At 68.6% G+C, this 21,754-nt stretch carries 20 protein-coding genes; 14 read left to right on the forward strand and 6 right to left on the reverse strand.

The window, feature by feature from the left end:
- Positions 1 to 21 precede the first annotated feature (21 nt).
- Genes rapZ through whiA form a run of 3 tightly spaced genes read left to right on the forward strand, consistent with a single transcriptional unit; the run spans position 22 to position 2,830 of the window.
- Positions 22 to 879, forward strand: a complete 858-nt coding sequence (rapZ, locus tag OG205_RS46270) for an RNase adapter RapZ (RefSeq protein ID WP_442916871.1) — start codon at positions 22 to 24, stop codon at positions 877 to 879.
- A 5-nt stretch (positions 880 to 884) separates the two neighbouring features.
- A complete protein-coding gene (locus tag OG205_RS46275; protein WP_330278380.1) occupies positions 885 to 1,853 on the forward strand; it encodes a gluconeogenesis factor YvcK family protein in 969 nt (322 codons plus the stop codon).
- Positions 1,844 to 2,830: a DNA-binding protein WhiA gene (whiA, locus tag OG205_RS46280; RefSeq protein WP_089912944.1), complete on the forward strand. Its 987-nt coding sequence runs from the start codon at positions 1,844 to 1,846 to the stop codon at positions 2,828 to 2,830. Before OG205_RS46275 ends, whiA begins: the two co-directional genes overlap by 10 nt.
- A gap of 92 nt (positions 2,831 to 2,922) precedes the next feature.
- Here whiA and OG205_RS46285 read toward each other — a convergent pair whose 3' ends face one another.
- Complete coding sequence (locus tag OG205_RS46285; protein ID WP_330274062.1) at positions 2,923 to 5,271, reverse strand: ATP-binding protein; 2,349 nt, start codon at positions 5,269 to 5,271, stop codon at positions 2,923 to 2,925.
- A gap of 90 nt (positions 5,272 to 5,361) precedes the next feature.
- On the opposite strand from OG205_RS46285, the gene OG205_RS46290 reads away from it, so the two are divergent.
- From OG205_RS46290 to OG205_RS46315, 6 genes are all read left to right on the forward strand, one after another.
- On the forward strand, positions 5,362 to 5,568 hold the full coding sequence (locus OG205_RS46290; protein ID WP_330274063.1) for a hypothetical protein: 207 nt from the start codon (positions 5,362 to 5,364) through the stop codon (positions 5,566 to 5,568).
- Positions 5,569 to 5,683: 115 nt separating this feature from the next.
- Positions 5,684 to 6,688: a type I glyceraldehyde-3-phosphate dehydrogenase gene (gene gap, locus OG205_RS46295; RefSeq protein WP_330274064.1), complete on the forward strand. Its 1,005-nt coding sequence runs from the start codon at positions 5,684 to 5,686 to the stop codon at positions 6,686 to 6,688.
- 17 nt (positions 6,689 to 6,705) lie between these two features.
- Positions 6,706 to 7,899, forward strand: a complete 1,194-nt coding sequence (locus OG205_RS46300) for a phosphoglycerate kinase (RefSeq protein ID WP_330274065.1) — start codon at positions 6,706 to 6,708, stop codon at positions 7,897 to 7,899.
- Positions 7,899 to 8,687, forward strand: coding sequence for a triose-phosphate isomerase (tpiA, locus tag OG205_RS46305; RefSeq protein WP_330274066.1), 789 nt, complete (start codon positions 7,899 to 7,901; stop codon positions 8,685 to 8,687). Before OG205_RS46300 ends, tpiA begins: the two co-directional genes overlap by 1 nt.
- 95 nt (positions 8,688 to 8,782) lie before the next feature.
- Entirely contained in the window at positions 8,783 to 9,025 is a 243-nt protein-coding gene (gene secG, locus OG205_RS46310; RefSeq protein WP_319979186.1) for a preprotein translocase subunit SecG, read from the forward strand.
- A gap of 66 nt (positions 9,026 to 9,091) precedes the next feature.
- On the forward strand, positions 9,092 to 9,436 hold the full coding sequence (locus OG205_RS46315) for an RNA polymerase-binding protein RbpA (protein WP_319979187.1): 345 nt from the start codon (positions 9,092 to 9,094) through the stop codon (positions 9,434 to 9,436).
- Positions 9,437 to 9,509: 73 nt separating this feature from the next.
- Here the strand turns inward: OG205_RS46315 and OG205_RS46320 are convergent, their stop codons facing one another.
- Positions 9,510 to 10,397, reverse strand: a complete 888-nt coding sequence (locus OG205_RS46320; RefSeq protein WP_330274067.1) for a hypothetical protein — start codon at positions 10,395 to 10,397, stop codon at positions 9,510 to 9,512.
- Between the two features lie 109 nt (positions 10,398 to 10,506).
- Between OG205_RS46320 and OG205_RS46325 the strand changes: the two genes are divergently transcribed.
- From OG205_RS46325 to OG205_RS46335, 3 genes are all read left to right on the forward strand, one after another.
- Complete coding sequence (locus OG205_RS46325) at positions 10,507 to 11,223, forward strand: hypothetical protein (protein ID WP_330274068.1); 717 nt, start codon at positions 10,507 to 10,509, stop codon at positions 11,221 to 11,223.
- Positions 11,220 to 12,830 carry a serine/threonine-protein kinase gene (locus tag OG205_RS46330; RefSeq protein ID WP_330274069.1) on the forward strand — a complete coding sequence of 537 codons (1,611 nt, stop codon included), beginning with the start codon at positions 11,220 to 11,222 and terminating at the stop codon, positions 12,828 to 12,830. The genes OG205_RS46325 and OG205_RS46330 overlap by 4 nt, the downstream gene beginning before the upstream one ends.
- Before the next feature lie 78 nt (positions 12,831 to 12,908).
- Entirely contained in the window at positions 12,909 to 14,006 is a 1,098-nt protein-coding gene (locus OG205_RS46335) for a hypothetical protein (protein ID WP_330274070.1), read from the forward strand.
- On the opposite strand, the gene OG205_RS46340 is transcribed toward OG205_RS46335, so the two are convergent.
- The 3 genes from OG205_RS46340 to OG205_RS46350 form a co-directional block, all read right to left on the reverse strand.
- Positions 13,996 to 15,252, reverse strand: coding sequence for a sensor histidine kinase (locus OG205_RS46340; protein WP_330274071.1), 1,257 nt, complete (start codon positions 15,250 to 15,252; stop codon positions 13,996 to 13,998). The two genes, OG205_RS46335 and OG205_RS46340, sit on opposite strands and share 11 nt — an antisense overlap.
- A gap of 143 nt (positions 15,253 to 15,395) precedes the next feature.
- Positions 15,396 to 16,025, reverse strand: a complete 630-nt coding sequence (locus OG205_RS46345) for a DUF4360 domain-containing protein (RefSeq protein ID WP_330274072.1) — start codon at positions 16,023 to 16,025, stop codon at positions 15,396 to 15,398.
- Positions 16,026 to 16,104: 79 nt separating this feature from the next.
- A complete protein-coding gene (locus OG205_RS46350) occupies positions 16,105 to 16,731 on the reverse strand; it encodes a DUF4360 domain-containing protein (RefSeq protein ID WP_330274073.1) in 627 nt (208 codons plus the stop codon).
- A 193-nt stretch (positions 16,732 to 16,924) separates the two neighbouring features.
- Between OG205_RS46350 and OG205_RS46355 the strand changes: the two genes are divergently transcribed.
- Positions 16,925 to 17,314: a response regulator gene (locus tag OG205_RS46355; protein WP_330274074.1), complete on the forward strand. Its 390-nt coding sequence runs from the start codon at positions 16,925 to 16,927 to the stop codon at positions 17,312 to 17,314.
- On the opposite strand, the gene OG205_RS46360 is transcribed toward OG205_RS46355, so the two are convergent.
- Complete coding sequence (locus OG205_RS46360; RefSeq protein ID WP_330274075.1) at positions 17,302 to 20,136, reverse strand: substrate-binding domain-containing protein; 2,835 nt, start codon at positions 20,134 to 20,136, stop codon at positions 17,302 to 17,304. The genes OG205_RS46355 and OG205_RS46360 overlap by 13 nt on opposite strands.
- A gap of 117 nt (positions 20,137 to 20,253) precedes the next feature.
- Between OG205_RS46360 and OG205_RS46365 the strand changes: the two genes are divergently transcribed.
- The gene (locus tag OG205_RS46365) at positions 20,254 to 21,624 is read left to right on the forward strand and encodes a hypothetical protein (protein ID WP_330274076.1); all 1,371 of its coding nucleotides are present in this window, start codon (positions 20,254 to 20,256) and stop codon (positions 21,622 to 21,624) included.
- The last annotated feature ends 130 nt before the right edge of the window (positions 21,625 to 21,754 follow it).

Below are 21,754 nucleotides of genomic sequence, written 5' to 3' on the forward strand. Positions count from 1 at the left end.
GTGAACGCGGAGAAGTCCGGCATCGAAGTCGCCGTGGTGACCGGGCTGTCCGGTGCGGGCCGCAGCACCGCGGCCAAGTGCCTGGAGGATCTCGGCTGGTTCGTCGTGGACAACCTGCCGCCGGAACTCATCGCCACCATGGTCGAGCTCGGCGCTCAGGCGCGCGGGGCGATCACCAGGGTCGCTGTCGTCATGGACGTGCGCAGCCGCGCGTTCACCGAGGACCTGGCCGCCATCATCAAGGACCTGGACGCGCGTGGGTACAAGCCGCGCGTGCTCTTCCTCGAGGCCACCGACGACGTGCTGATCCGCCGCTTCGAGGCGGTGCGCCGCGGTCACCCGATGCAGGGGGACGGGCGGCTGCAGGACGGCATCGAGGCGGAGCGGATCCTGCTGACGCCGCTCAAGCAGGAAGCCGACCTGGTGCTGGACACGTCCGCGCTGAGCATCCACCAGCTGCGGGCCAAGATCGAGGACTCGTTCGGCACCGAGGCAGCGACCCGCACGCGGGTCACGGTGCTGAGCTTCGGGTACAAGTACGGGCTGCCGATGGACGCCGATCTCGTCATGGACGTGCGCTTCCTGCCCAACCCGTTCTGGATCCCGGAACTGCGCGAGCAGACGGGTCTGGATGGTGAGGTGCGCAACTACGTGCTGTCCCAGGAGGGCGCTGACGAGTTCCTTGATCGGTACCACGAGCTGCTCAGGCTCATCGGTGCCGGTTATCGGCGTGAGGGCAAGCGCTACCTGACGCTCGCGATCGGGTGCACCGGCGGCAAGCACCGCAGTGTGGCCCTGAGCGAAGAGCTGGCCGCGAGGCTGGCTAGCGAGGACGGCATGGCCGTGAAGGTCGTGCACAGGGATCTGGGACGTGAGTGACGAAGTTGAAAGCTGTTGCTTTGGGTGGCGGACACGGGTTGCACGCGACGCTGACCGCGCTCAGACGGGTCACCGACGACGTGACGGCCGTGGTGACCGTCGCGGACGACGGGGGCTCGTCGGGGCGGCTGCGGCGGGAGCTTGAAGACCTGCTGCCGCCGGGTGACCTGCGCAAGGCCATGGCGGCGCTGGCGGGACAGGACGAGGCCAGCCAGCGCTGGACGTCCCTGTTCAAGCACCGTTTCGGTGGCACGGGGGCACTCGCCGGCCACGCGGTCGGGAACCTGGTGATCGCCGGGCTGCTCGAGCAGCTCGGCGACCCCGTGGCGGTCCTCGACCTGACGAGCCGGCTGCTCGGCGTCAAGGGCAGGGTGCTGCCGATGTCGAACGATCCGCTCGACATCGAGGCCGACGTCGTGGGCCTCGACGAGGACGAGACGGACGTGCGGCGCATCCGGGGACAGGTCGCCATCGCGACCACGCCAGGGTTGGTGCAGCGCATCCGGCTGACTGCCCCGAACGGGCGACCTGCCGGCTGTCCGGAAGCAGTACAGGCTGTACTTGACGCCGATGTCGTGGTACTCGGCCCCGGATCGTGGTTCACCAGCGTGTTGCCGCATCTGCTGGTGCCCGAACTGCTCGACGCGCTCGTGCACACGCGGGCCAAGAAGGTCCTTGTGCTCAATCTCGTCCCCCAACCGGGTGAAACCGCTGGTTTCTCTCCGGAGCGGCATTTGGACGTAGTCTGCGAACACGCACCCGAGCTGAAGGTGGACGCGGTGATCGCGGACGTCGACTCGGTCCCCACCCCGGACCGGCTGACGCGCGCCGCCTCGGCACTGGGTGCGCGTACGCATCTGGCCAAGATCGCCGCACCGGACGCCGCTGAGCGGCATGATCCGGAGGCACTGGCCGGTTGCCTGAGGCAAGTGGTCGAGGAGACCGGAGTGGGAGGGACAAGCCCGTGGCGATGACGTCGGCGGTCAAGGACGAGCTGAGCAGGCTCGCGGTATCCAAGACCTGTTGCCGCCGCGCGGAGGTGTCCTCCCTGCTCAGGTTCGCCGGGGGCTTGCACATCGTGTCCGGCCGGGTCGTCGTCGAGGCCGAGCTCGACCTGGGTTCCGCGGCCCGTCGGCTGCTCAAGGAGATCCAGGCGCTCTACGGCCATCACGCCGAGGTCTTCACGATCCAGTCCAACGGCCTGCGCAAGGGCACCCGGTACGTCGTCCGCGTGGTCAAGGACGGCGAGGGGCTGGCCCGCCAGACCGGCCTGCTCGACCCGCGGGGCCGCCCGGTGCGCGGCCTGCCCGCGCCGGTCGTGTCCGGTGGCGTGTGCGACGCCGAAGCCGCGTGGCGCGGCGCCTTCCTGGCGCACGGCTCGCTGACCGAACCCGGTCGCAGCTCGTCGCTGGAGATCACCTGCCCCGGTCCCGAGGCGGCGCTGGCACTGGTCGGCGCGGCCCGCAGGATGGGCATCTCGTCCAAGTCGCGCGAGGTCCGCGGGGCCGAGCGCGTGGTGATAAGGGATGGCGACGCCATCGGGGCGATGCTGACCAAGCTGGGCGCGCACGACAGCGTCATGGCGTGGGAAGAGCGCCGGATGCGGCGTGAGGTCCGCGCCACTGCGAACAGGCTGGCGAACTTCGACGACGCGAACCTGCGCCGCTCGGCCCGCGCGGCCGTCGCGGCGGCCGCACGGGTCGCACGGGCGCTCGAGATCCTCGGCCCGGAGGCGCCGGACCACCTGGCCGCCGCCGGGCAGCTGCGGCTCGCGCACCGTCAGGCGTCGCTGGAGGAACTGGGCCAGCTGTCCGACCCTCAGATGACCAAGGACGCGGTGGCAGGCCGTATAAGGCGTCTACTGGCCATGGCGGACAAGCGGGCCAAGGACCTGGGACTGCCGGACACCGAGTCCGCGGTCACGGCGGACATGCTCGAGGCCGAGGTCTAGACCGCGTCCTGCAGGTCCGTTCGATGAGAGTCACGGGCGATAGACCCGGCCCTCGGCCGCGACTATCGCGGACGAGACTTGCAGGCCGAGGTCTAAGAGGTGTGACGCCCGGCCCACACGGCTAGTTGGGCACGGGAGCGCAGTCCGAGTTTCGAACGAGCGTGCGTGACGTGTCGGGCAACGGTGTGCGGTGAGATTCCGAGCCGTTGCCCGATCTGCCGGTTCGTCAGCCCCTCCGCCACCAACGTCGCCACGTGCCGTTCGCGCGCGGAGATCGCGTCGTCGGACTCGGTGAGCGGCTGCGCGGTCAGGGCGTAGGAAATGGCCTGTGCCAACGACATCCGCTCGCCCGTCGACTCGGCTGCCCGCAGCCGTGCGGCGGTGATCCGGTCGCGGCAGACGGCCCGCGCGTCGTCCAGCAGGCCCTGCCAGTAGGGCTCGGCGCGGAACGCGTAGCGGGTGCGGACGACGGACGCCGACGTCAGCAGCGAGAGCGCGCGTTCGTCGTCGGAACCCACGCCGACCAGCCCGAGCGCCAGCCCCTCCAGGTCGTAGAACTGGTCCATCGGGTGTTCGGACCCCACCTCCAGGCTTTCCCGGAACAGGTCGACGGCCTCCGGAAAGCTCTTGCGCGCCAACGCGATCGCGCCCGCGCTGTGCAGCACAGGGTTCAGCATGTGCGGCAGTCCGATCAACCGCGTCAGCGTCAACGCCTCGCGCACCAGCGGCGCCGCCCGGTCCGCGAAGCCGTGCTGCAGCAACGTCCAGCCGTAGGAGTTCAGCAGGATGGCGCGCGCGAGCTGGTCGTCCGAGTCGCGCAGCAGCACGGCGGCCTCGTCGAACAGCTGCCAGGCCACCGCCGGATCGCCGATGTGGGCCTCGGCGGAGGCGAGCACCTCCAGCGCGCGGGCCGTCGTGCCGGGACGGCAGGCGTCGGCACGTTCGATGGCCAGGGACTCCTCGGCGAACCGGCGGGTCACGTGCCAGCCGCCGCGCACCCGGTGGTGCATCGCGGCCAGCACGGTGAGAGCGCTGCGGTACGCCTGCGGCATCGGCCGGGTCAGTGCCTGGTGCAGCAGTTCGGTGGGGGCGCCGCGCGGTCCGCGCGGGGTCGAGGTCCAGGCCGTGGCGACGATCGTGAGGGCGTGCCGCGGCCAGTCGCCGGTGTCCGCGGTCCTGGCCACTGCCAGTTCGAGCAGACCCACATTGCGGTCCAGGCGCAGCACGACGGGCGGCGACGGGAAGAACGACGAGATCTCCGGCTCCACGACCGAGCGCACCCACTCGACCACACGGTCGGCCACAAGAGAGACATCTCCGTGCGCGATAGCGCGCTCATGGCAGTAGAGGCGCACCGATTCGAGCTGACGGAACGTCGTGTGGCCATCGACCCGGTCGACCACCAGCAGCGACTTCTGTTCGAGGCCGGTCAGCAGCTCCAGGGCGTCGGGAACACCGCAGACCGCGCTCGCCACCCCGAGGTCGAACGGCACACCCAGCACCGCGAGCCGGCGCGAGGCGGCCTGCTCCTCCTCGGACAGCAGGTCGTAGCTCCAGCCGATCGCGGCCCGCAGCGTGCGGTGGCGGTCTTCGGCGGCACGCGGCCCACCCGTCAGCAACGCGAGGCGGTCGCCCAGACGGGCAAGGATGTCGGCGGGGGACAGCACGGTGATGCGTCGCGCGGCCAGTTCGATGGCCAGGGGCATGCCGTCCAAGGAGCGGCACACGGCGACCACGTCGGCGACGTTCGACGCGTCCACCTCGAACGAGCGGTCCACCGAGACGGCACGGTCGCGGAAGAGCACCACGGCGTCGTGACGCAGAGCTTCGGCGAGGCCGGCGTCCGCGGGCGGCAGCTCCAGCTCGCCGACCGCGAAGACCTGTTCCCCCGCAAGACGAAGAGGCTCCCGAGACGTCACCAGCACGCGCAGCCGGGGGCAGGAGGCCAGGAGCTCCGTCACGACGTCGCCGACGTCGAGCAGCAGGTGCTCGCAGTTGTCGAGCACCAGCAACGGCCGCCGGTGCTGCTCGATCTCGGTGATCACGGCGTCGCGCACCGACCTGTTCGGCAACGGGTGCGCGCCGACCGCGTGGTAGATCGCCTGGGTGGCGCCGGACGCGGGCGCCAGCGCCGCCCACCACGTCTGATCAGCGCGTTTGCTCACGTGCTGGACGGCCAGCCTGGTCTTGCCCGCGCCGGCCGGGCCGACCAGCGAGACGAGACGTCTCGTCTCGGTGCGCGCCAGCGCGGCCAGTTCCTCGCGGCGGCCGACGAAGGTGTCGAGCGGCGCCGGGAGCGAAGTGTCATGCGGGGAGTCGTCGCGTGCCGAGCTGCGTTCGCGGTACGCGCGTTGACGGCAGGCGTTGGAGCAGTAGCGTCGGCCCGCGACCGCTTCGGAGAGCGGGTTTCCACATGTCACGCAGGCGGCATTGGCCGTCATGACCGTTGACGGTACCGGCGCGTAACGGTCCGTAACACCCGCTGTTTCGGGGTATTGAAGGGTCCTTCCGAAGGTCGACAGGATCCCTGCATGACAGCGCAGGCCAGACCATCGAACCCGCTCGTGCCGCCGCAGGACCGCCTCGTCGTGGACGAGTGGCTCGAACGCATCGCCGCCGTGGTCGGAAGAGACGCGAAGGAGACCGGTCCGGAGGCTTGCCGGAGCGCCGCGGAGGCGGCAGAGGAACTGAGCGCGTACCTCTGGATGCTCCGCGCCCTGCGCCGCCGAACGGCCTAATCAGGACAGGTTTTTCTGGCTCGATCAAGAGATACTCACTATCCCTGTGACCAGGGACGCAGTTCGGCAGATAGGGTGGGCTTGTTCCTACCAAGCTGAACGCAAGGAGTCAGTCGTGACGGTTCGTGTAGGTGTCAACGGTTTCGGTCGCATCGGGCGCAACTTCTTCCGCGCCGTGAGGGCCGGCGGCCACGACATCGAGATCGTCGCGTTCAACGACCTCGGTGACGTCGCCACGATGGCGCACCTGCTGAAGTACGACAGCATCCTCGGTCGTCTGGACGCCGACGTGCAGGTCACCGCCGAGGGCATCTCCGTTGACGGCAAGGTCATCAAGGCCCTCGCCGAGCGCAACCCGGGCGCTCTGCCCTGGAAGGACCTCGGCGTCGACGTCGTGGTCGAGTCGACCGGCTTCTTCACCGACGCCACCAAGGCCCGCGCGCACGTGGACGAGGGTGGCGCCAAGAAGGTCATCATCTCCGCGCCGGCCAAGAACGAGGACCTCACCGTCGTCATCGGCGCGAACGAGGAGAAGTTCGACGGTTCGCAGACGATCATCTCGAACGCGTCCTGCACCACCAACTGCCTCGCGCCGCTGGCCAAGGTCCTCAACGACAGCTTCGGCGTCGAGCAGGGCCTCATGACCACGATCCACGCGTACACGCAGGACCAGAACCTGCAGGACGCGCCGCACAGCGACCTCCGCCGTGCCCGCGCCGCCGCGTTGAACATCGTCCCGACCTCCACTGGCGCCGCGAAGGCCATCGGCCTGGTGCTGCCGGAGCTCAAGGGCAAGCTCGACGGCTACGCGCTGCGCGTGCCGATCCCCACGGGTTCGGCCACCGACCTGACCGTCACGCTCAAGCGCGAGGTCACCGTCGAAGAGGTCAACGCCGCGTACAAGGCCGCCGCCGAGGGCCCGCTGGCCGGCATCCTCAAGTACTCGACGGACCCGATCGTGTCGGCCGACATCGTCACCGACCCGCACTCGTGCATCTACGACGCGCCGCTGACCAAGGTCATCGGCAACCAGGTCAAGGTCGTCGGCTGGTACGACAACGAGTGGGGCTACTCCAACCGCCTCGCGGACCTGGTCAAGCTCGTCGCCGCCAAGATCTGAGCAGGGGCCAACAGTCAGTGAAGACTCTCAGCGACCTGCTCGCCGAGGGTGTCGCAGGTCGGCGCGTCCTGGTGCGCGCCGACCTGAACGTCCCCCTCGATGGCGACAAGATCACCGACGACGGCCGTGTGCGCGCGTCGGTTCCGACGATCAAGGCACTCGCCGACGCGGGTGCCCGCGTGATCGTCACCGCTCACCTCGGCCGCCCCAAGGGCGAGCCGGACCCCAAGTTCTCCCTGGCCCCGGCCGCCGCTCGCCTCGGTGAGCTGCTCGGCACCGAGGTCGCGCTCGCGAGCGACCTGGTCGGCCCGTCCGCCACGTCCGTGGTCGGCGCGCTCACCGACGGTGGCGTCGTGATGCTGGAGAACGTCCGCTTCGACGCCCGTGAGACCTCGAAGGACGACGCGGAGCGCGCGGCACTTGCGGACGAGCTCGCGGCGTTCGCGGACGCGTTCGTGTCCGACGGCTTCGGTGTCGTGCACCGCAAGCAGGCCTCGGTCTACGACGTGGCGCAGAAGCTCCCCGCGTACGTCGGCGGTCTCGTCGAGGCCGAGCTCAAGGTGCTCAAGAAGCTCACCGACGACCTGGAGCGCCCGTACGTCGTGGTGCTCGGCGGCGCGAAGGTGTCCGACAAGCTCGGCGTCATCGCGAACCTGCTGGCCAAGGTCGACCGGCTGCTCGTCGGCGGCGGCATGGCGTACACGTTCCTCAAGGCCCAGGGCCACGAGGTCGGCACGTCGCTGCTGCAGGAAGACCAGCTCGACCAGGTCAAGGGCTTCCTCGCCGAGGCAGAGAAGCGCGGCGTCGAGCTCGTGCTGCCGGTCGATGTGCTGGTCACGGCCGAGTTCGGCAACGTCGAGCACGACGTCGTCGGCACCGACTCGATCCCCGCCGACAAGATGGGCCTCGACATCGGCCCGAAGTCGCGCGAGCTGTTCGCGTCGAAGCTCGCCGACGCCAAGACCGTGTTCTGGAACGGCCCCATGGGCGTCTTCGAGATCGACACCTACGCCGGTGGCACGCGTGCCGTCGCGGAGGCCCTGGTCAAGTCCGAGGCGTTCACCGTCGTCGGCGGCGGCGACTCCGCTGCCGCGGTGCGTGCGCTGGGTCTGCCGGAAGACGGCTTCTCGCACATCTCCACCGGTGGTGGCGCGTCCCTGGAGTTCCTTGAGGGCAAGGAACTCCCCGGCATCAGCGTTTTGGAGTCCTGATGGCAGCCCGGCTCCCGCTCATCGCGGGCAACTGGAAGATGAACCTCAACCACCTCGAGGCGATCGGTCTCGTGCAGAAGATCGCCTTCTCCCTCCCGGAGAAGTACTTCGCCAAGGTCGAGGTGGCCGTTCTTCCCCCGTTCGTCGACATCCGCAGCATCCAGACGCTGGTCGACGGCGACAAGCTGCTGATCAAGTACGGCGCGCAGGACATCTCGCAGCACGACTCCGGTGCCTACACCGGTGAGATCTCCGGCCTGATGATCAAGAAGCTCGGCTGCCACTACGTGGTCGTCGGGCACTCCGAGCGGCGCGAGTACCACGGCGAGACGGACGCCATCGTCAACGCCAAGGTCAAGGCCGCGCTGAAGGTCGAGGTCACCCCGATCTTCTGCTTCGGCGAGAAGCTCGACGTCCGCGAGGCCAAGGGTCACCTGGAACTGGTGCGCCGGCAGCTGGAGGACGGCCTCAAGGGCTTCACGGCCGAGCAGGTCGCCAAGATCGTGTTCGCCTACGAGCCCGTCTGGGCCATCGGCACCGGTCGCACCGCCTCCTCCGCCGACGCGCAGGAGGTGTGCTCGCTGGTCCGCTCGTTCGTCGCGGAGAAGTACGGCGAGGAGACCGCGGCCGTCGTCCGGGTGCTCTACGGCGGTTCGGTCAAGTCGTCGAACATCGGCGACCTGATCGGGCAGAAGGACATCGACGGGGCTCTCGTCGGCGGTGCCAGCCTTCAGGCCGACGAATTCACCAAGCTGTGCGCATTGGCTGCCGGCGGGCCTCTACCCTAAGTTGATCTGGACCAAACCCATAACCCCACTGGTTGCACACGTTCGGCAGTCGAACAGGTACTCTATGGCGTCGGCTGCCTGACAGCGAGGAAGAAATGATCCTGTTCCTGCAGATCCTGTTGATCGTCTCCAGCGTGCTCCTGGTGCTGCTCGTGCTCTTGCACCGCGGCCGTGGTGGCGGCCTTTCTTCGCTGTTCGGCGGCGGTATGCAGTCGAGTCTGTCCGGTTCCTCCGTTGTCGAGAAGAACCTCGATCGCCTGACTCTGTTCGTCGGTGCGATCTGGATCATCGCCATCGTGGGCATCGGACTCCTGATCAAGCTGCCTCCGTCAGCCTGATCAACCGTTCAGCGGCAGAAGCCCTCAGGGGCTTGGAGTAACCACTTGGTGGGGGTGTAACGGTCGATGTCCGGTGGTAACGCGATTCGCGGTACCCGCGTCGGCGCAGGCCCGATGGGCGAATCGGAACGCGGCGAGTCCGCGCCCCGTCGTCGGGTGTCGTACTGGTGCGCGAACGGTCACGAGTCCCGGCCTTCCTTCGCGGTCGAAGCGGATGTGCCGGAGAACTGGGACTGCCCGCGCTGCGGCCTGCCGGCAGGTCGTGACGAGCAGACGCCACCCGCGCCTCCGCGCAACGAGCCCTACAAGACGCACCTTGCGTACGTGAAGGAGCGGCGCTCCGACGCGGACGGTGAGGCGATCCTCGAAGAGGCTCTCGCCAAGCTGCGCCGTCAGCGCGAAGTGCCGTAAGTTCGGCTCGGATCTTCCAAATACGCGAAAGGCCCCCTCATCCTGCGGAGAGGGGGCCTTTCGCGTTTCTGTCTTATCGCCGCAGTCCCGAGAACTGACGGCGCAACATCGCGGCACCGACGAGCAGGAAGAACAACAGCACCACGAGCGTGCTGGTCGTGCCTCCGGACGAACTCGACAGCGTCACGTCCACGTTGCCCACGAGCACGATGCCGCACTCCGCGCGCACCTTGTGGCGGCCGGGCTCGATGCTCGAGAACTTCACCGGCGACCGGAAGGTGCCGTTCTCGTCCGCGGTCGTCTTGCCGACGTCCTGGCCCAGCGACTTCAGCGTCACGTTCGCGCCCTTGGGACAGCCCGTGCCGGTCGCGGTCAGGTCGTCACCGGGCTGGATGTTCTCCTTGTCCAGGATCAGCACGCCGTCGTCGGGGTTGGTCAGCGCGTCGGTGGACGAGGGCGGCGTCTCCGAGGACGACGACGGGGTGGTCGTGGTGGTCGTCGTCCCGGGGGTCGTGGTGGTGGTGACGCCGGGTGGGCGCGTCACGGGCGGGTTGGTGACCGGCGGGTTCGTCACCGGGGGATTGGTGACGGGCGGCTGCGTGGTCGGCGGCTTGGTCGTGGTGACCGGCGGGATGCGGACCGTGAACGTGTTGGACGCCGAGCTGGCCTGACACGAGGTCGGCTGGACGGTGACGCGATGGCCACCCTCGGTGGCGTTCGCCGGAACCGTTGCCGAACCGGAACCCGTGCCGCCGCTGTTGCCGGAGCCGCTGCCCACTACTGTCTTGCCGTCCCAGAGGACGCGCACTTGAGGGAACTCGCAAGTCCGGGGGAAGTAGATCCCGGTCCAGGAGACCTTGAAGCCCGATCCTGGTGCGCCGACGTTCGGGCTCAGCGAGAGCGCCGGCGGCTGCTGGGCCGAAGCCGGTGTGGCGACCAGCACCGTAACACCGGCCATCATGGCCACGAGTAAGCCTAAAGACCGCATTCCCTCTCCCCGGATCAGAACCTAAGGTGCGCTAGTGAGACGTCGCATGGCCGGTGCAGGTTTACTGCTGTGGTGCGGAATTATGCTGCTTCCCTCGGCGGCCCTCGCACAGGACGGGTCTGTGATCCTCGAGGCCGATGTGGACGGTAGGCCGGTTGGAGTAGGGAATCTCGTTCTGGACCCGTCGCAGACCGCCAAGGTCTCGGTCACGGTCCGCAACAACACGACCACGGTGCAGCGCGTGAAGACCGTGCGAATCAGTGGCACCGCGCTGGCGTTGACCTTCTTCTCTTACGACACAACGGTTCCGTTCGACGTGCCGGCGAAGTCCTCGGAGACCCGTTCGTTCCCGCTGGAGCCCACCGATCTCGGCTCGCAGGCGATTGGTCTCCTTCCGGTCACAGTTGAGGTCATCGACGTCGGGCGGGAGAGCATCGCGTCCGTCGAGACGACCGGAGACGTCAAGGGCTCGCTCTGGTCGGTCTACGGGGCGTTCGGTCTGGGCGTGCTCGTGCTGACCGGGCTGTCGTGGGCGGGGGCGTTGATCGCGCTGGCCCGCCGCCGGCTTCCTCCGAACCGGTGGCAGCGCGCCATGCGGTTCCTGCCCGCCGGGATCGGGACAGGGCTGGTCGCGGTGATCTCGTTGTCGGTGCTGCGGCTGGTGGCGCCGTCGCCCACGGCCGAGATCCCGTTCGTCGTCGGCGCCGCCGCGGCCGCGTTCGTGCTCGGCTACCTGACGCCGCACCCCGGTGAGCGGCGTCATCCGTCCGATGTGGATACCGTGAGGATTCAACGGTGATTCAGTCCAGTGTGGTCGCCGCGCTGCCGCAGTACGCCGTCGGTGAGCAGATCGGCGAGGGCGGCATGGGTGTCGTCTACGGCGGTGTGCACCGTCAGCTGGGGCGTCCCGTGGCGATCAAACGGCTGCCGCACGCGGTGGCGGAAGACCCGCGGATGAGCGAGCGCTTCGAGCACGAGGCGCGGCTGCTGGCCCGCCTCGACCACCCGCACATCGTGCCCGTCTACGACTACGTCCGGCAGCAGGGCGAGCACCTGCTGGTGATGGAACGGCTCGACGGCGGCACGGTCTGGTCGCGGTTCTCCGGCGACGGCCTGACCGCGCAGCAGTCCTGCGGGATCGTGCTGGCGGCGCTGTCCGGTCTGCACGCGGCGCACGAGGCCGGGGTGCTGCACCTCGACGTGAAGCCCAAGAACCTGCTCTTCACCTCGAACGGCGTGGTGAAGGTGGCGGACTTCGGCATCTCCCAGGTGGTGTCGGAGGGCGCGACGCTCGTGACGCACGGTGGCGCGGTGCTCGGCACGCCCGCGTACATCGCGCCGGAGCAGGCGATGGGCAACGCGCTGTCGCCCGCGGCCGACGTCTACGCGACCGGCACGATGCTCTACGAACTGCTGTGCGGCGACCTGCCGTTCGAACGCGGCGGCGGCCCGATCGCGATGATCCAGAAGCGGGTGTTCCAGGAGCCGAGGCCGGTGCCGAAGGTGCCGGAACCCCTTGCGGGCGTGGTGATGCGCAGCATCGCGCGGGAGCCGGACGCGCGCTACCGCAACGCCGAGACGTTCGCGATCGACCTGGCGGGCGCGGCGGGCCACCTGTTCGGCCCGGACTGGCTCGTGCGTCTGGGCATGCCCGTGCACCTCGCACCGCAGGTGTCGTCGTCTTCCACGCGACCGTCGCTGCGGCCCGTGCCCGAACGCGAGACCGTCACGCTCACGGGACAGCGGATCCGGGCCACGCTGGTCGACCCGATCCCCGCCGCACGGCTGAGCGGCAGCAGCACGCTGGTGCCGGCCTCGCAGGTGATCAGGCCGCCGTCGAAGCCGTGGGCGTTGTGGCTGGTGGCCGCCCTCGCGTTGATCGCGATGGCCGTCGTGCCGTTCGTGGCGACCGGCACCCCGCCCTCCACGACCATCGAGCTGGACCTCGCCAATCCCGTGAAGGTCGAGGGCACGCGTCTCGTCGTGACGGCGGCCGGGATTCCGCTCGCGGACGTGCCCGAGCGCACGCCGGAAGGCTTCGTGCTGCCGGGCGTGGCGCGGTGGATCATCGGCGGAGTCGTGACGGCTCAGGTCGACGACCAGCCGCCGTTCCTGCTGAAGTCCAGCCAGACGCCGTGGCTGAGCCTGATGGGCACCGGCTCGGCGTTGTTGCTGCTCTTCACGTTCGCGTACCTGGAGTCGAACCTGCGGGCGTTGCGTCGGCGGCAGACCGGGGTGGCGGCGGTGATCGCGTCCGTGCCGCTCGGCCTCGGGCTCGGCCTGTCCGTGTGGCTGCTCGTGTCCGTGCTGCTGGAGCACGAGCCGACGATGCCGATCGCGCTCACGTGCGGTGTGCTCGGCGCGGCGGCGGCTCTGAGTGCGTCACTCGCTTCCAAACCCGCCTGATTGAACGCGACAGTTCGCCCCTGACGGGCGTTCTCTCAGAAGCAGTGCTTCTGAGAGAACGACCAGTCAGGGGGAGCGATGATCAGTCGAAAGGTGTTCCTGAAGTCCGTCGCCGGTGCCGCCGCGCTGGCGAGCGTCGGGGGCGGCACGGCGTCGGCGGCACCGAAGAAGCGCGGCGGCGTCTGCTACGACACCGGCGTGCTGCACGCGGCGGGGGAGCCGTTGAGCCGCGTGCGCTGGAGCCGTCAGCAGCTGGAACGGGAGATCCGCCTCCTCGCCGGCGAACTGCGCTGCCCGTCGATCACGGCGTTCGGCACCGACCTCGGCCGCCTCGCCGAGACGACGGACGCGGCGTTGCGCCACGGCATGCAGGTCTTCGTGCAGCCGAGGCTCTACGACCACCCGCAAGAGCAGATCCTGGAGCACATGGCCGAGGCCGCGCGCACGGCCGAACGGAAGCGGCGCGGCGACAACATCACGTTCGTCACCGGCTGCGAACACTTCCTGTTCACGCCGGGCATCATCCCCGGCGACACGTTCCTGGACCGGCTCGCGAACATCCCGTCGATCACGGACTGGCCCGCGGTCATCCGGCGCTTCCGCGAGTTCATCGTGCAGGCCGTCGAGGTGGCGCGCAGGGAGTTCCGGGGCCGGATCACCTACGGCGCGGCCGCGGGGGCGGACGCCGACTGGAACGACTGGTCGTTGTTCGACCTCGTCGGCCTCGACTACTACACGCACTTCGAGACCGACGCCGAGTACACGACTGACCTGGACAGATATCGCCGCTGGGGCAAGCCGTTGATGATCCTCGAGTACGGCTGCTGCACGTTCACGGGCGCCGCGGCGGCCGGCGGGATGGGCTGGGACATCGTGGACTACGAGGCCACCCCGCCCGTGATCAAGCCCGGCTACGAGCGGGACGAACGCGAGCAGGCCGACCACATCGCCCGCATGCTGCGCGTGTTCGGCGCACAGCCCGATGTCGAGGGCTCACACCTGTACTCGGTCATCACGCCGGACTCGCCGCACAACCCGACGTGCCGCGATCGCGACTACGACATGGCCTCGTACAGCTTGCTGCGCACGATGCGTGAGCGGTTCGACGACGACAACTCGCCCTACCGCCTGGAGCCCAAGAAGTCGTTCCACGCGTTCCAGAGCTTCAATCGGTGATGACGCGTTCCCTCGGGAACGACGCCGTCACCAGGAAGCCGCCGTCCTCGGTCGGTCCCGCCGAGAACTCGCCGCCGAGCAACGTGGCGCGTTCGCGCAGGCCGACCAGGCCGTGACCTCCGCTGGGCAGCGACGACGACGGGCTGGACGCGGCGGTGTTGCGCACCTCGACCAGCACGTTGTCGTCGTACTGGGCGTCGATGAACACCGTCGCGCTCGAGCCCACCGCGTGCTTGCGGATGTTGGTCAGGGCCTCCTGCACGGTCCGGTAGACGGCGCCGGACACCGGTGCGGGGAGGTCCTCGATCGGGCCCTTGAGCTGGACGGCCACCTCGAAGCCCGCGTCGGCGGCCAGGTCGGTCAGTCCGTCGAGGCCCGGCTGCGTGTCGTCCGTGGTGCGTAGGACGGACACGAGCGTGCGGAGTTCATCGAGCGTGCGCGTCGACAGCGTGCGAATGGTGCCGGCGACCTGCTTGTGCTCGGCGTCGACCACGGCCATGCGCAGCGCACCGGCCTGCATGGCGATGAGGCTGACCTGGTGCGACACCACGTCGTGCATCTCGCGGGCGAGCTTTGCCCGTTCGTCGGCACGGATGGCGTGCGCGTGCAGCACACGTTCTCTCTCGCGTGACTCGGCCAGTTCGCGGATGCGGTCGGACAGCTCCTGGCGCGCGTGCACCAGCAGGCCGATCGCGATCGGCAGGCCCGACACCAGGAAGCCGTAGATCGCCGAGTGGAAGTGCCCGGAGGCCGGTCGCTCGATCAGCTCCTCGAACGGCCAGGCGACGAACCGGCACAGCCACACCAGCGCGGCCGCGAGGCCCGTCTGCCAGCCGCCGAGGTAGCGGCGGGCGACCGTGTACAGGGCGATCATCGCGGCGAGCTGTGACCAGCCGACGAAGAAGCCGGGGATGGTCAGCACGAGCGTGAGGAACGGGAAGCGCCGCCGCAGGACCAGCGCGCCGACCGCGAGCCAGTTGAGCCACAGCTGGTAGTTCTCGACCGGCGGGAGGTCCGTGATCGGGTCGGCTTCGAGCCACAGCCCGTACAGCCAGACGTCGAGCACGGCGAAGAAGATCAACGCCAGGTCCGCGAGCACCTGCCGGTAGTCACCACTGAGCGGCCAGCGCGAGCCGGCCGCGGTCTCCCTCGACCGTCTGGCCGGGAGCAGCGTCGTGGTCAGGATCCGACCTCCCCTGTGAGCCTTGCGATCCTCACCGTACTGCGCGTATGCGGCGGATGGCATTGGCTGCCCCTTTACCCCGACCTGCCCCGTCATGGGGGTAAGACGTCCGCACACGCGAATCTGTACGCCGCTCTGCTCACATATGTGCTACCGCACACGTCCGTGCGGACGCGTGCGGTAGTCACAGCACTACTGAGGGGCTATCAGAGGCAGGTTTTCCAGCTGAACTGGTAGGTCGTGTCGATCGCACCGTCCGTGGAGTCCATCGACACGAAGCTCGTCGTCGTGGCCGTGTTGGACGAGCCGGGGTAGACGCGGAGCTCGGTGTTGATGTTGAAGTTCCGCTTCTCACCGCACGGCGAGTAGACGATCGCGGCGACCTCGGTCTCGTCGGTCGCCTGCCAGTCGTCGCTGTGCGGGCCGTTGTACCGGTGCTGTGCCGAGTCGTTCTGCGACATGCCCTGGAAGTAGTAGTTGGCCTTCTGGATGGCGTACGCGCCTCTTTCCAGGTGCGCGAAACCTCTGTAGTCGGCCTGGGCGATGCCGTAGGTGAAGCCCTGCGGGACGTTGACCCGCAGGTTGAGCTGGCAGTTCTTGCGGAAGTCGGTCGGTCGCGCGCCGACGCCGATCTGGGCCAGGTAGTCGCTGTAGGTGACCGTGAAGGCCTTGTTGTCCTCGGACACCGCGACGGCCGCGGTGCCCGCCGGGCAGCCGGAGCCGTTGACCGTGACGACGTCGATGGTGATGTGGTCGGGCGGCGGCGTCTCGTTGGGCGAGCCGGGCGGGATGATGATGGTCGAGGCCAGCAGGGCAGCGGCAACCGCGTTGAGCATGAGGGCACCTTTCCAAACGCGTCTCGCAGGGAGGGTGGCGGCGGTTGGAACTTCGGTGGCGGCGGCCTTTGTCAGAAAATCAGCAGCGCTTCCACGAGAAGTGGTGCAACGTGCGCACTTCTCCGCGCTGGTAGTCCATCGTCATGAAACTGTTTGTATTGGCGTCCGAGCTACCTTTGTCGACACGCAGAGTGCTGTTGACGTTGAGATTCTTCTGCTCGCCGCACGGCGACCAGACGATCTCCGAGAACTCGGTCTTGTGGGTGATCGACCAGTTGTCGTCGAACGGCCCCGTGAACGAGTGCTTCCACGTGGTGGTGGCCGATTGACCCTGGAAGTAGTAATTCACCGACTGGTACCCGGTCGCGCCGGGTTTGAGGTATCCGTAGCCGCCGTAGGTTGCTTCCGCGATGCCGTACGTGAAGCCCTGCGGGACGTTGATCTGCAGCGTGAGCTGGCAGTTCTTGCGGAACTCGGTCGCACCGGCACCCTTGCCCGCCTGGGCCAGGTAGTCGCTGTAGATCACCCAGAACGAGGTGTTGTCCGGTGAGACGATCACTTCGGCGCTGCCCTGCTTGCACCCGGAACCGTTCACCGTCACCACGTCGATCGTCACGCGCTCCGAAGGAATCGTCGCGGCGTGTGCGGGTGCTGACGACAATGTGAACAGCGCGGCCAGAGCGGCTGCTGCCGTCGCTTTACGCATGAAGTTGGCCTTTCCTGGTGCCTCTTTCTCAGCGTGGAGCGGCAGCGGTGCGCGAAGGTTAGCGCAGACCCTCAACCAATGGTGTGATCCAAATGGCCCAGGTCACACTGATGGAGCAGTTCGTGAAGAATTACCAAAAATAGCCGGACACCTGGTGCTGAAGGCACGAATAGTTTCCGGCATACTTGCCCGCATGTCGCTGGCTGGGCTGGTGCTCGTGGTCGAGGACGAGGACCCCGTGCGTAGGTACACCGTGAGCCTGCTCGAGGAGCTGGGCTTCAAAGTTCTGCAGGCCAGCGACGGCATCGAGGCGATCGCGATCCTGCGCGAACGGTCCGCCGAGATCAGCGCGATGCTGCTCGACCACAGCATGCCGGGCCTGTCCGGCGAAGAGGTGCTGGCGCAGGTCGAACGCGAGGGCCTCGCCGTGCCGGTGGTGCTGACCAGCGGCTACGACCGCGCGTCGCTCGAGCGGCGGTTCGCGGGGCACGACGTCGCCGGGTACCTGCAGAAGCCGTTCCGGATCGAGGCGCTGGACGAGACGGTCCGTCTCGCTGTCGCCCGGCGCGCTCAGGCGTCCTGAGTGAGTACCTGCCGCACGCGTTCGAGCAGGTCCGACTCCACGTACGGCTTGGTGATCAGCACCTCGTCGTTGAGGACCTCGTCGGTCGTGTACCCGGACATGTAGATCACGGCCGGCGCCGCGCCGGTCGAGCGCAGCAGCCGGACGAGCTCGGGGCCGCCCATCTTCGGCATCACGACGTCGGTGAGCACGAGCTCGATGGTGCTGCGGTGCGCCGTGGCGAGTTGCAGCGCCTCCTGGCCGTCGCCCGCCTCGATCACCGCGTAACCCGCGGACTCCAGCGAGCGCCGGGTCATGACCCGCACCTGCGCGTCGTCCTCCACGAGCAGCACCGTGCCGATGCCTCGGTGCGTGGTGGTGCGACGCGCGCATGGCGCTTCGGGCGTGCCGTCGCGTTCGTGCGGCACGGGCAGATAGACCTCTACGGTCGTGCCCTCGCCCAGTGCGCTGATCAGTTCGATCTGCCCGCCGGACTGCTGCACGATGCCGAACACCGTGGACAGGCCGAGGCCGGTGCCCTTGCCGACCGGTTTGGTGGTGAAGTACGGCTCGAACACCTGCGCCTGCACGTCCGGCGCCATGCCCGCGCCGGTGTCCTGGACGCGCATCACGACGTACTCGCCCGGCCGCACGCCGACGATCCGGCCGGTGTCGTCGCCGCCGAGGGCCCTGTCCGCGATCGAGATCCGGAGCGTGCCGCCGCCGGGCATCGCGTCGCGGGAGTTGACCGCGAGGTTGAACAGGATCTGCTCGACCTGGCCGGCGTCCGCCCACACCTGCGCGACGTCCTCCGGCAGGTCCATCTCCAGTTCGATGTGGTCGCCGACGAGCGTGCGCAACATCGAGTGGACCTTGGTGAGGTTGTGCTTGAGGTCCAGGGACTCCGGGTGCAGGACCTGCTGGCGGGTGAACGCGAGCAGCTGCCTGGTCAGGTTCGCGGCCCGTTCGCCCGCGTGCCTGATGTCCTCGATCGCCGTGCGCCTCGGATCGTCCGGAAGGGTGCGTCGCAGCAGCATCTCGCTGTTGCCGTTCACGACCGTGAGGATGTTGTTGAAGTCGTGCGCGATGCCACCGGTCAACCGTCCGATGGCCTCCATCTTCTGCGCGTGCCTGAGTTGCGCTTCGGTCTCGCCGACGCGTTCCTCCAGCCGTGCGCGCGCGTCCTTCAGCTCCTGCATCAGCCTGATGCTCCGCAACGCGCTGCTGAGCTGCTGCTGCACGGCCTCGTAGATCCAGCCGGGCTCCGGGCCCTCCTCGAAGATCACGTACCCGAGGTGGTCCTCGTCGGTGTAGAGCGGGGCGATCAGCGCGCTGAACGGCACGTTGCGCTTGAACGGGTACGGCGTGAGGTTGATGGTGGGGAACGGGGTGTCCGGCGGGGCCTTGAGTTCGGCGTTCTCGTACCGGACGAGCGCGCGCGCCGTGCCTGGCGTGTCGTACGCCATGACGTGGCAGCCGGGGATGGCGAGGCGGGGGAGTTCCTCGGCGAGAGCGGTCGTCAGCTCGTCCACGTCCCGTGACGCGATGAGCCGTTGTCCCGCTTCACGCACCGTCTGGTCGTGACGCTCGTGCGACAGGTACTTGAAGCGTGCGTCCGTGGCGAACGCATCACCGAGAAGCAGCTGCACGCGCAACCACAGGTCGTTGATGATCGTCGCGTCGCTAATCCGTGCCGTCACGAACCGATGCAGGTCGAACAGCGGCGGCCACCACTTCGCCGGTTCGCACCCGGCGCGCGCACTCCAGCGGATGTACTCGGCCAGCAGCTTGAGGAACTCCGCGCCCTCGACCTCACCGCGGCCCGCCGCCATCAGCTCGACGACCAGCTGCTCGGCCCACCCGTCCGGCAGGTTCGAGGAGGGTTTCCCGAGCGAGTCGCGCAGGTGGTCGGCCACCGTGGAGGCGGTCGCGGACTCGTTGATGCTGAGCCGGTCGTGCGCGGGGGCGTGGTCGCCGAGCCCGGACGGCAGGCAGCCGCACGACCGGCGCACGATCAGCTCGGTCGGCAGGGTCTGGTGCTCGCGCGTCGGCCGGCCCTGCACCAGCGCCACCGCGAGTTCGGCCGCCCGGAAGCCCATTTCGAGGAACGGCGCCCTGACGGTGGTGAACGTGGGCGCCGCGTCGTGCGTGCGAACGTTCGTGTGGTTGCCGTACCCGACGACGGCGACGTCCTCCGGCGTGCGGTAGCCCAGTTCCTCCAGCGCGGACACGACCCCGATCGCGTAGTCGTCGTTCGCGGCGGCGATGGCGTCCGGCGGTTCCTTGATGCGCGCGAGCATCCTGCGCACGGCCTGTGTCGCGCCGCTCGGTTCCCAGATGAACGAGCCGGGCATCGTGACGAGCGCTGGATCGAACGGGATCCCGTGGTTGCGCAACGAATCCGCGTAGCCGAGGAACCGCTCCCGGGCGCCCGCATGCGTTTGCGGCCCCCGGACGAACGCGATCCTGCGCTTGCCGTGCACCTCGATGAGGTGGTCGACGGCCTGCTTCATGCCGTCGCGGTTGTTCATCAGAATCGTTGGCCACTGGGCAAGGCTTGTTTCGACGCTCACGATGGGCATGGGCGCGTACCGCTTCACGTACTCCTGCATGCCCTCGGACCCGATGAGCTGCCCCACGCGCGTAGTCCACACCACGAGCGCATCGATGCGGTTCGGCGAGATGAGGTCGTAGACCGTGTTCGCGCGACGCTTGAGCGGGTCCGGATGGTCCAGTTCACTGCCCACGAAACACACGAGGTCGCACCCGAGGCGCTGAGCTCCGTCGCTGACACCACGCCACTGCTCGCCCGCGAGCTCGATGAGCGGGCCAGCGGTGATCATCCCGATGGTGGGACGTCGCTTCGCACTGCCGTTTGCCACAAAACCCCCGCTACTCAACGCGATTGGGGATGATACGCGTTGTCGGGGGGAATGCCTGCCGTGTTACCAGGGAGATTGGTGAACGCTGTACTGGAGGGCCTGGCGTCGAACCCCGCGCTGCCGGCCACGTTGCTCGACCGCCTGGTCACCCACCCCGAGTTGGCCCCTGACCTGGCGCAACGCGCTGATCTCTCTCCTGCGCACGTACGCGCGCTACTTGCATATGGCGACTCCACAACCGTGTACACGCTGCTGGACAAGGGGTTGGTTCACCCGGTCGACATACCCATTACCAACGAATCGGTCGCCTTGGTGGTGACCGGAAGCCCTGACGCCGATCCCGCACTGGCCCGCGCACTGGCGTTCCACCCGGACCCCGCCCTCCGCGCGCGGCTCCCGGAGTGGGCCTGCCCGCTGCCCGCCGACGTGGTCGACCTGCTGGCCCGCGACCCCGATCCCTCTGTGGTCGCCGAGTTGGTTCTCTTCCAACCATTACCTCTCGCTTCGGCCGTGTCGCTGAGCAGCCATCCGAGCCTCGACGTGCGCCGCGCGCTGGCTTCCAGCCCGCACACGCCTCCGTCGGTGCTGACCTCGCTGAGCTCCTCGGACGCCTTCGTCCGCGAACTGGCCGCCAACCCCGCCACCCCTGCTTCCGTCGCTGCGGACCTGCTGCGCCACCACGCATCCCGCTACTTCCTGGCCGAACGCACCGACCTGCCGTCCGGCGTCTACGAGCAGCTCGCCTCGGAACTCGAACCCGGCATCCTGTCGCGGCTGGCCGCGAACCCCGCCGTTCCCGTGGCGGTCCTGCGCCAGCTCACCGCGACCCGTGCCCTGCGCCTCGCGCTCTTGCGCAACCCGGCGATCCCGCTGGACCTTCTGGTGGAACTGGCGCCGACGGCGCGCATCGGCCCCGATCCCTTGCCCCGCATCGCTTCTGCCTCCGTCGCGGAGCTTCGGGAGCTGGCCTCGTCTCGGGTGGCGCAGGTGCGGATGCTGGTGGCGGCGCGTCCCGACCTGCCCGCGGACCTGTTCGCCGGTCTGGTGCCTGATCCCGATGCCGGAGTCGCCGCCGCGGTCGCCGTCCATCCGCTGGTGACGGTGGCGCAGCTGTGGGAGCTGGTCGAACGGCATGGGCCTCGGCTGTACCCGCGGGTGGCACGGAACCCGTTGTGTCCGCCGGAGTTGTTGCACCACATGGCTTCGCGGGCCGGTTCGGTGGAGAAGACCTACCGGGCCGTCGCGCGGCACCCTGCCGCCTGGGGTGAGACTTTGTTGCTGTGTTTGGAGGATGCGCAGGCCCGGCACCTGGCCGCCGCTCATCCGCACCTGCCGGTGCCGGCGATCGTGGAGTTGCTGGGGAGTGAGTTCACGGCGGGAGCGGCGGCGGCGAACCCGGCACTGCCGGTGCACGTGATGGAGGACCTGGTGAACAGGAGCGAGGTATGAGCGACAAGACTCTTCGTCGCCGAGAGCCCGGCCACCTCGCCCCCCTGCGGACCAGGTACCTGTTGGCCGCGTAGAACTCTCGCGCGTGCACCCGGCGTGACCGTTCCACCACACCGCGCTGGGCGAGACG

Source organism: Lentzea sp. NBC_00516 (genome assembly GCF_036346835.1).
GTDB lineage: Bacteria > Actinomycetota > Actinomycetes > Mycobacteriales > Pseudonocardiaceae > Lentzea > Lentzea sokolovensis.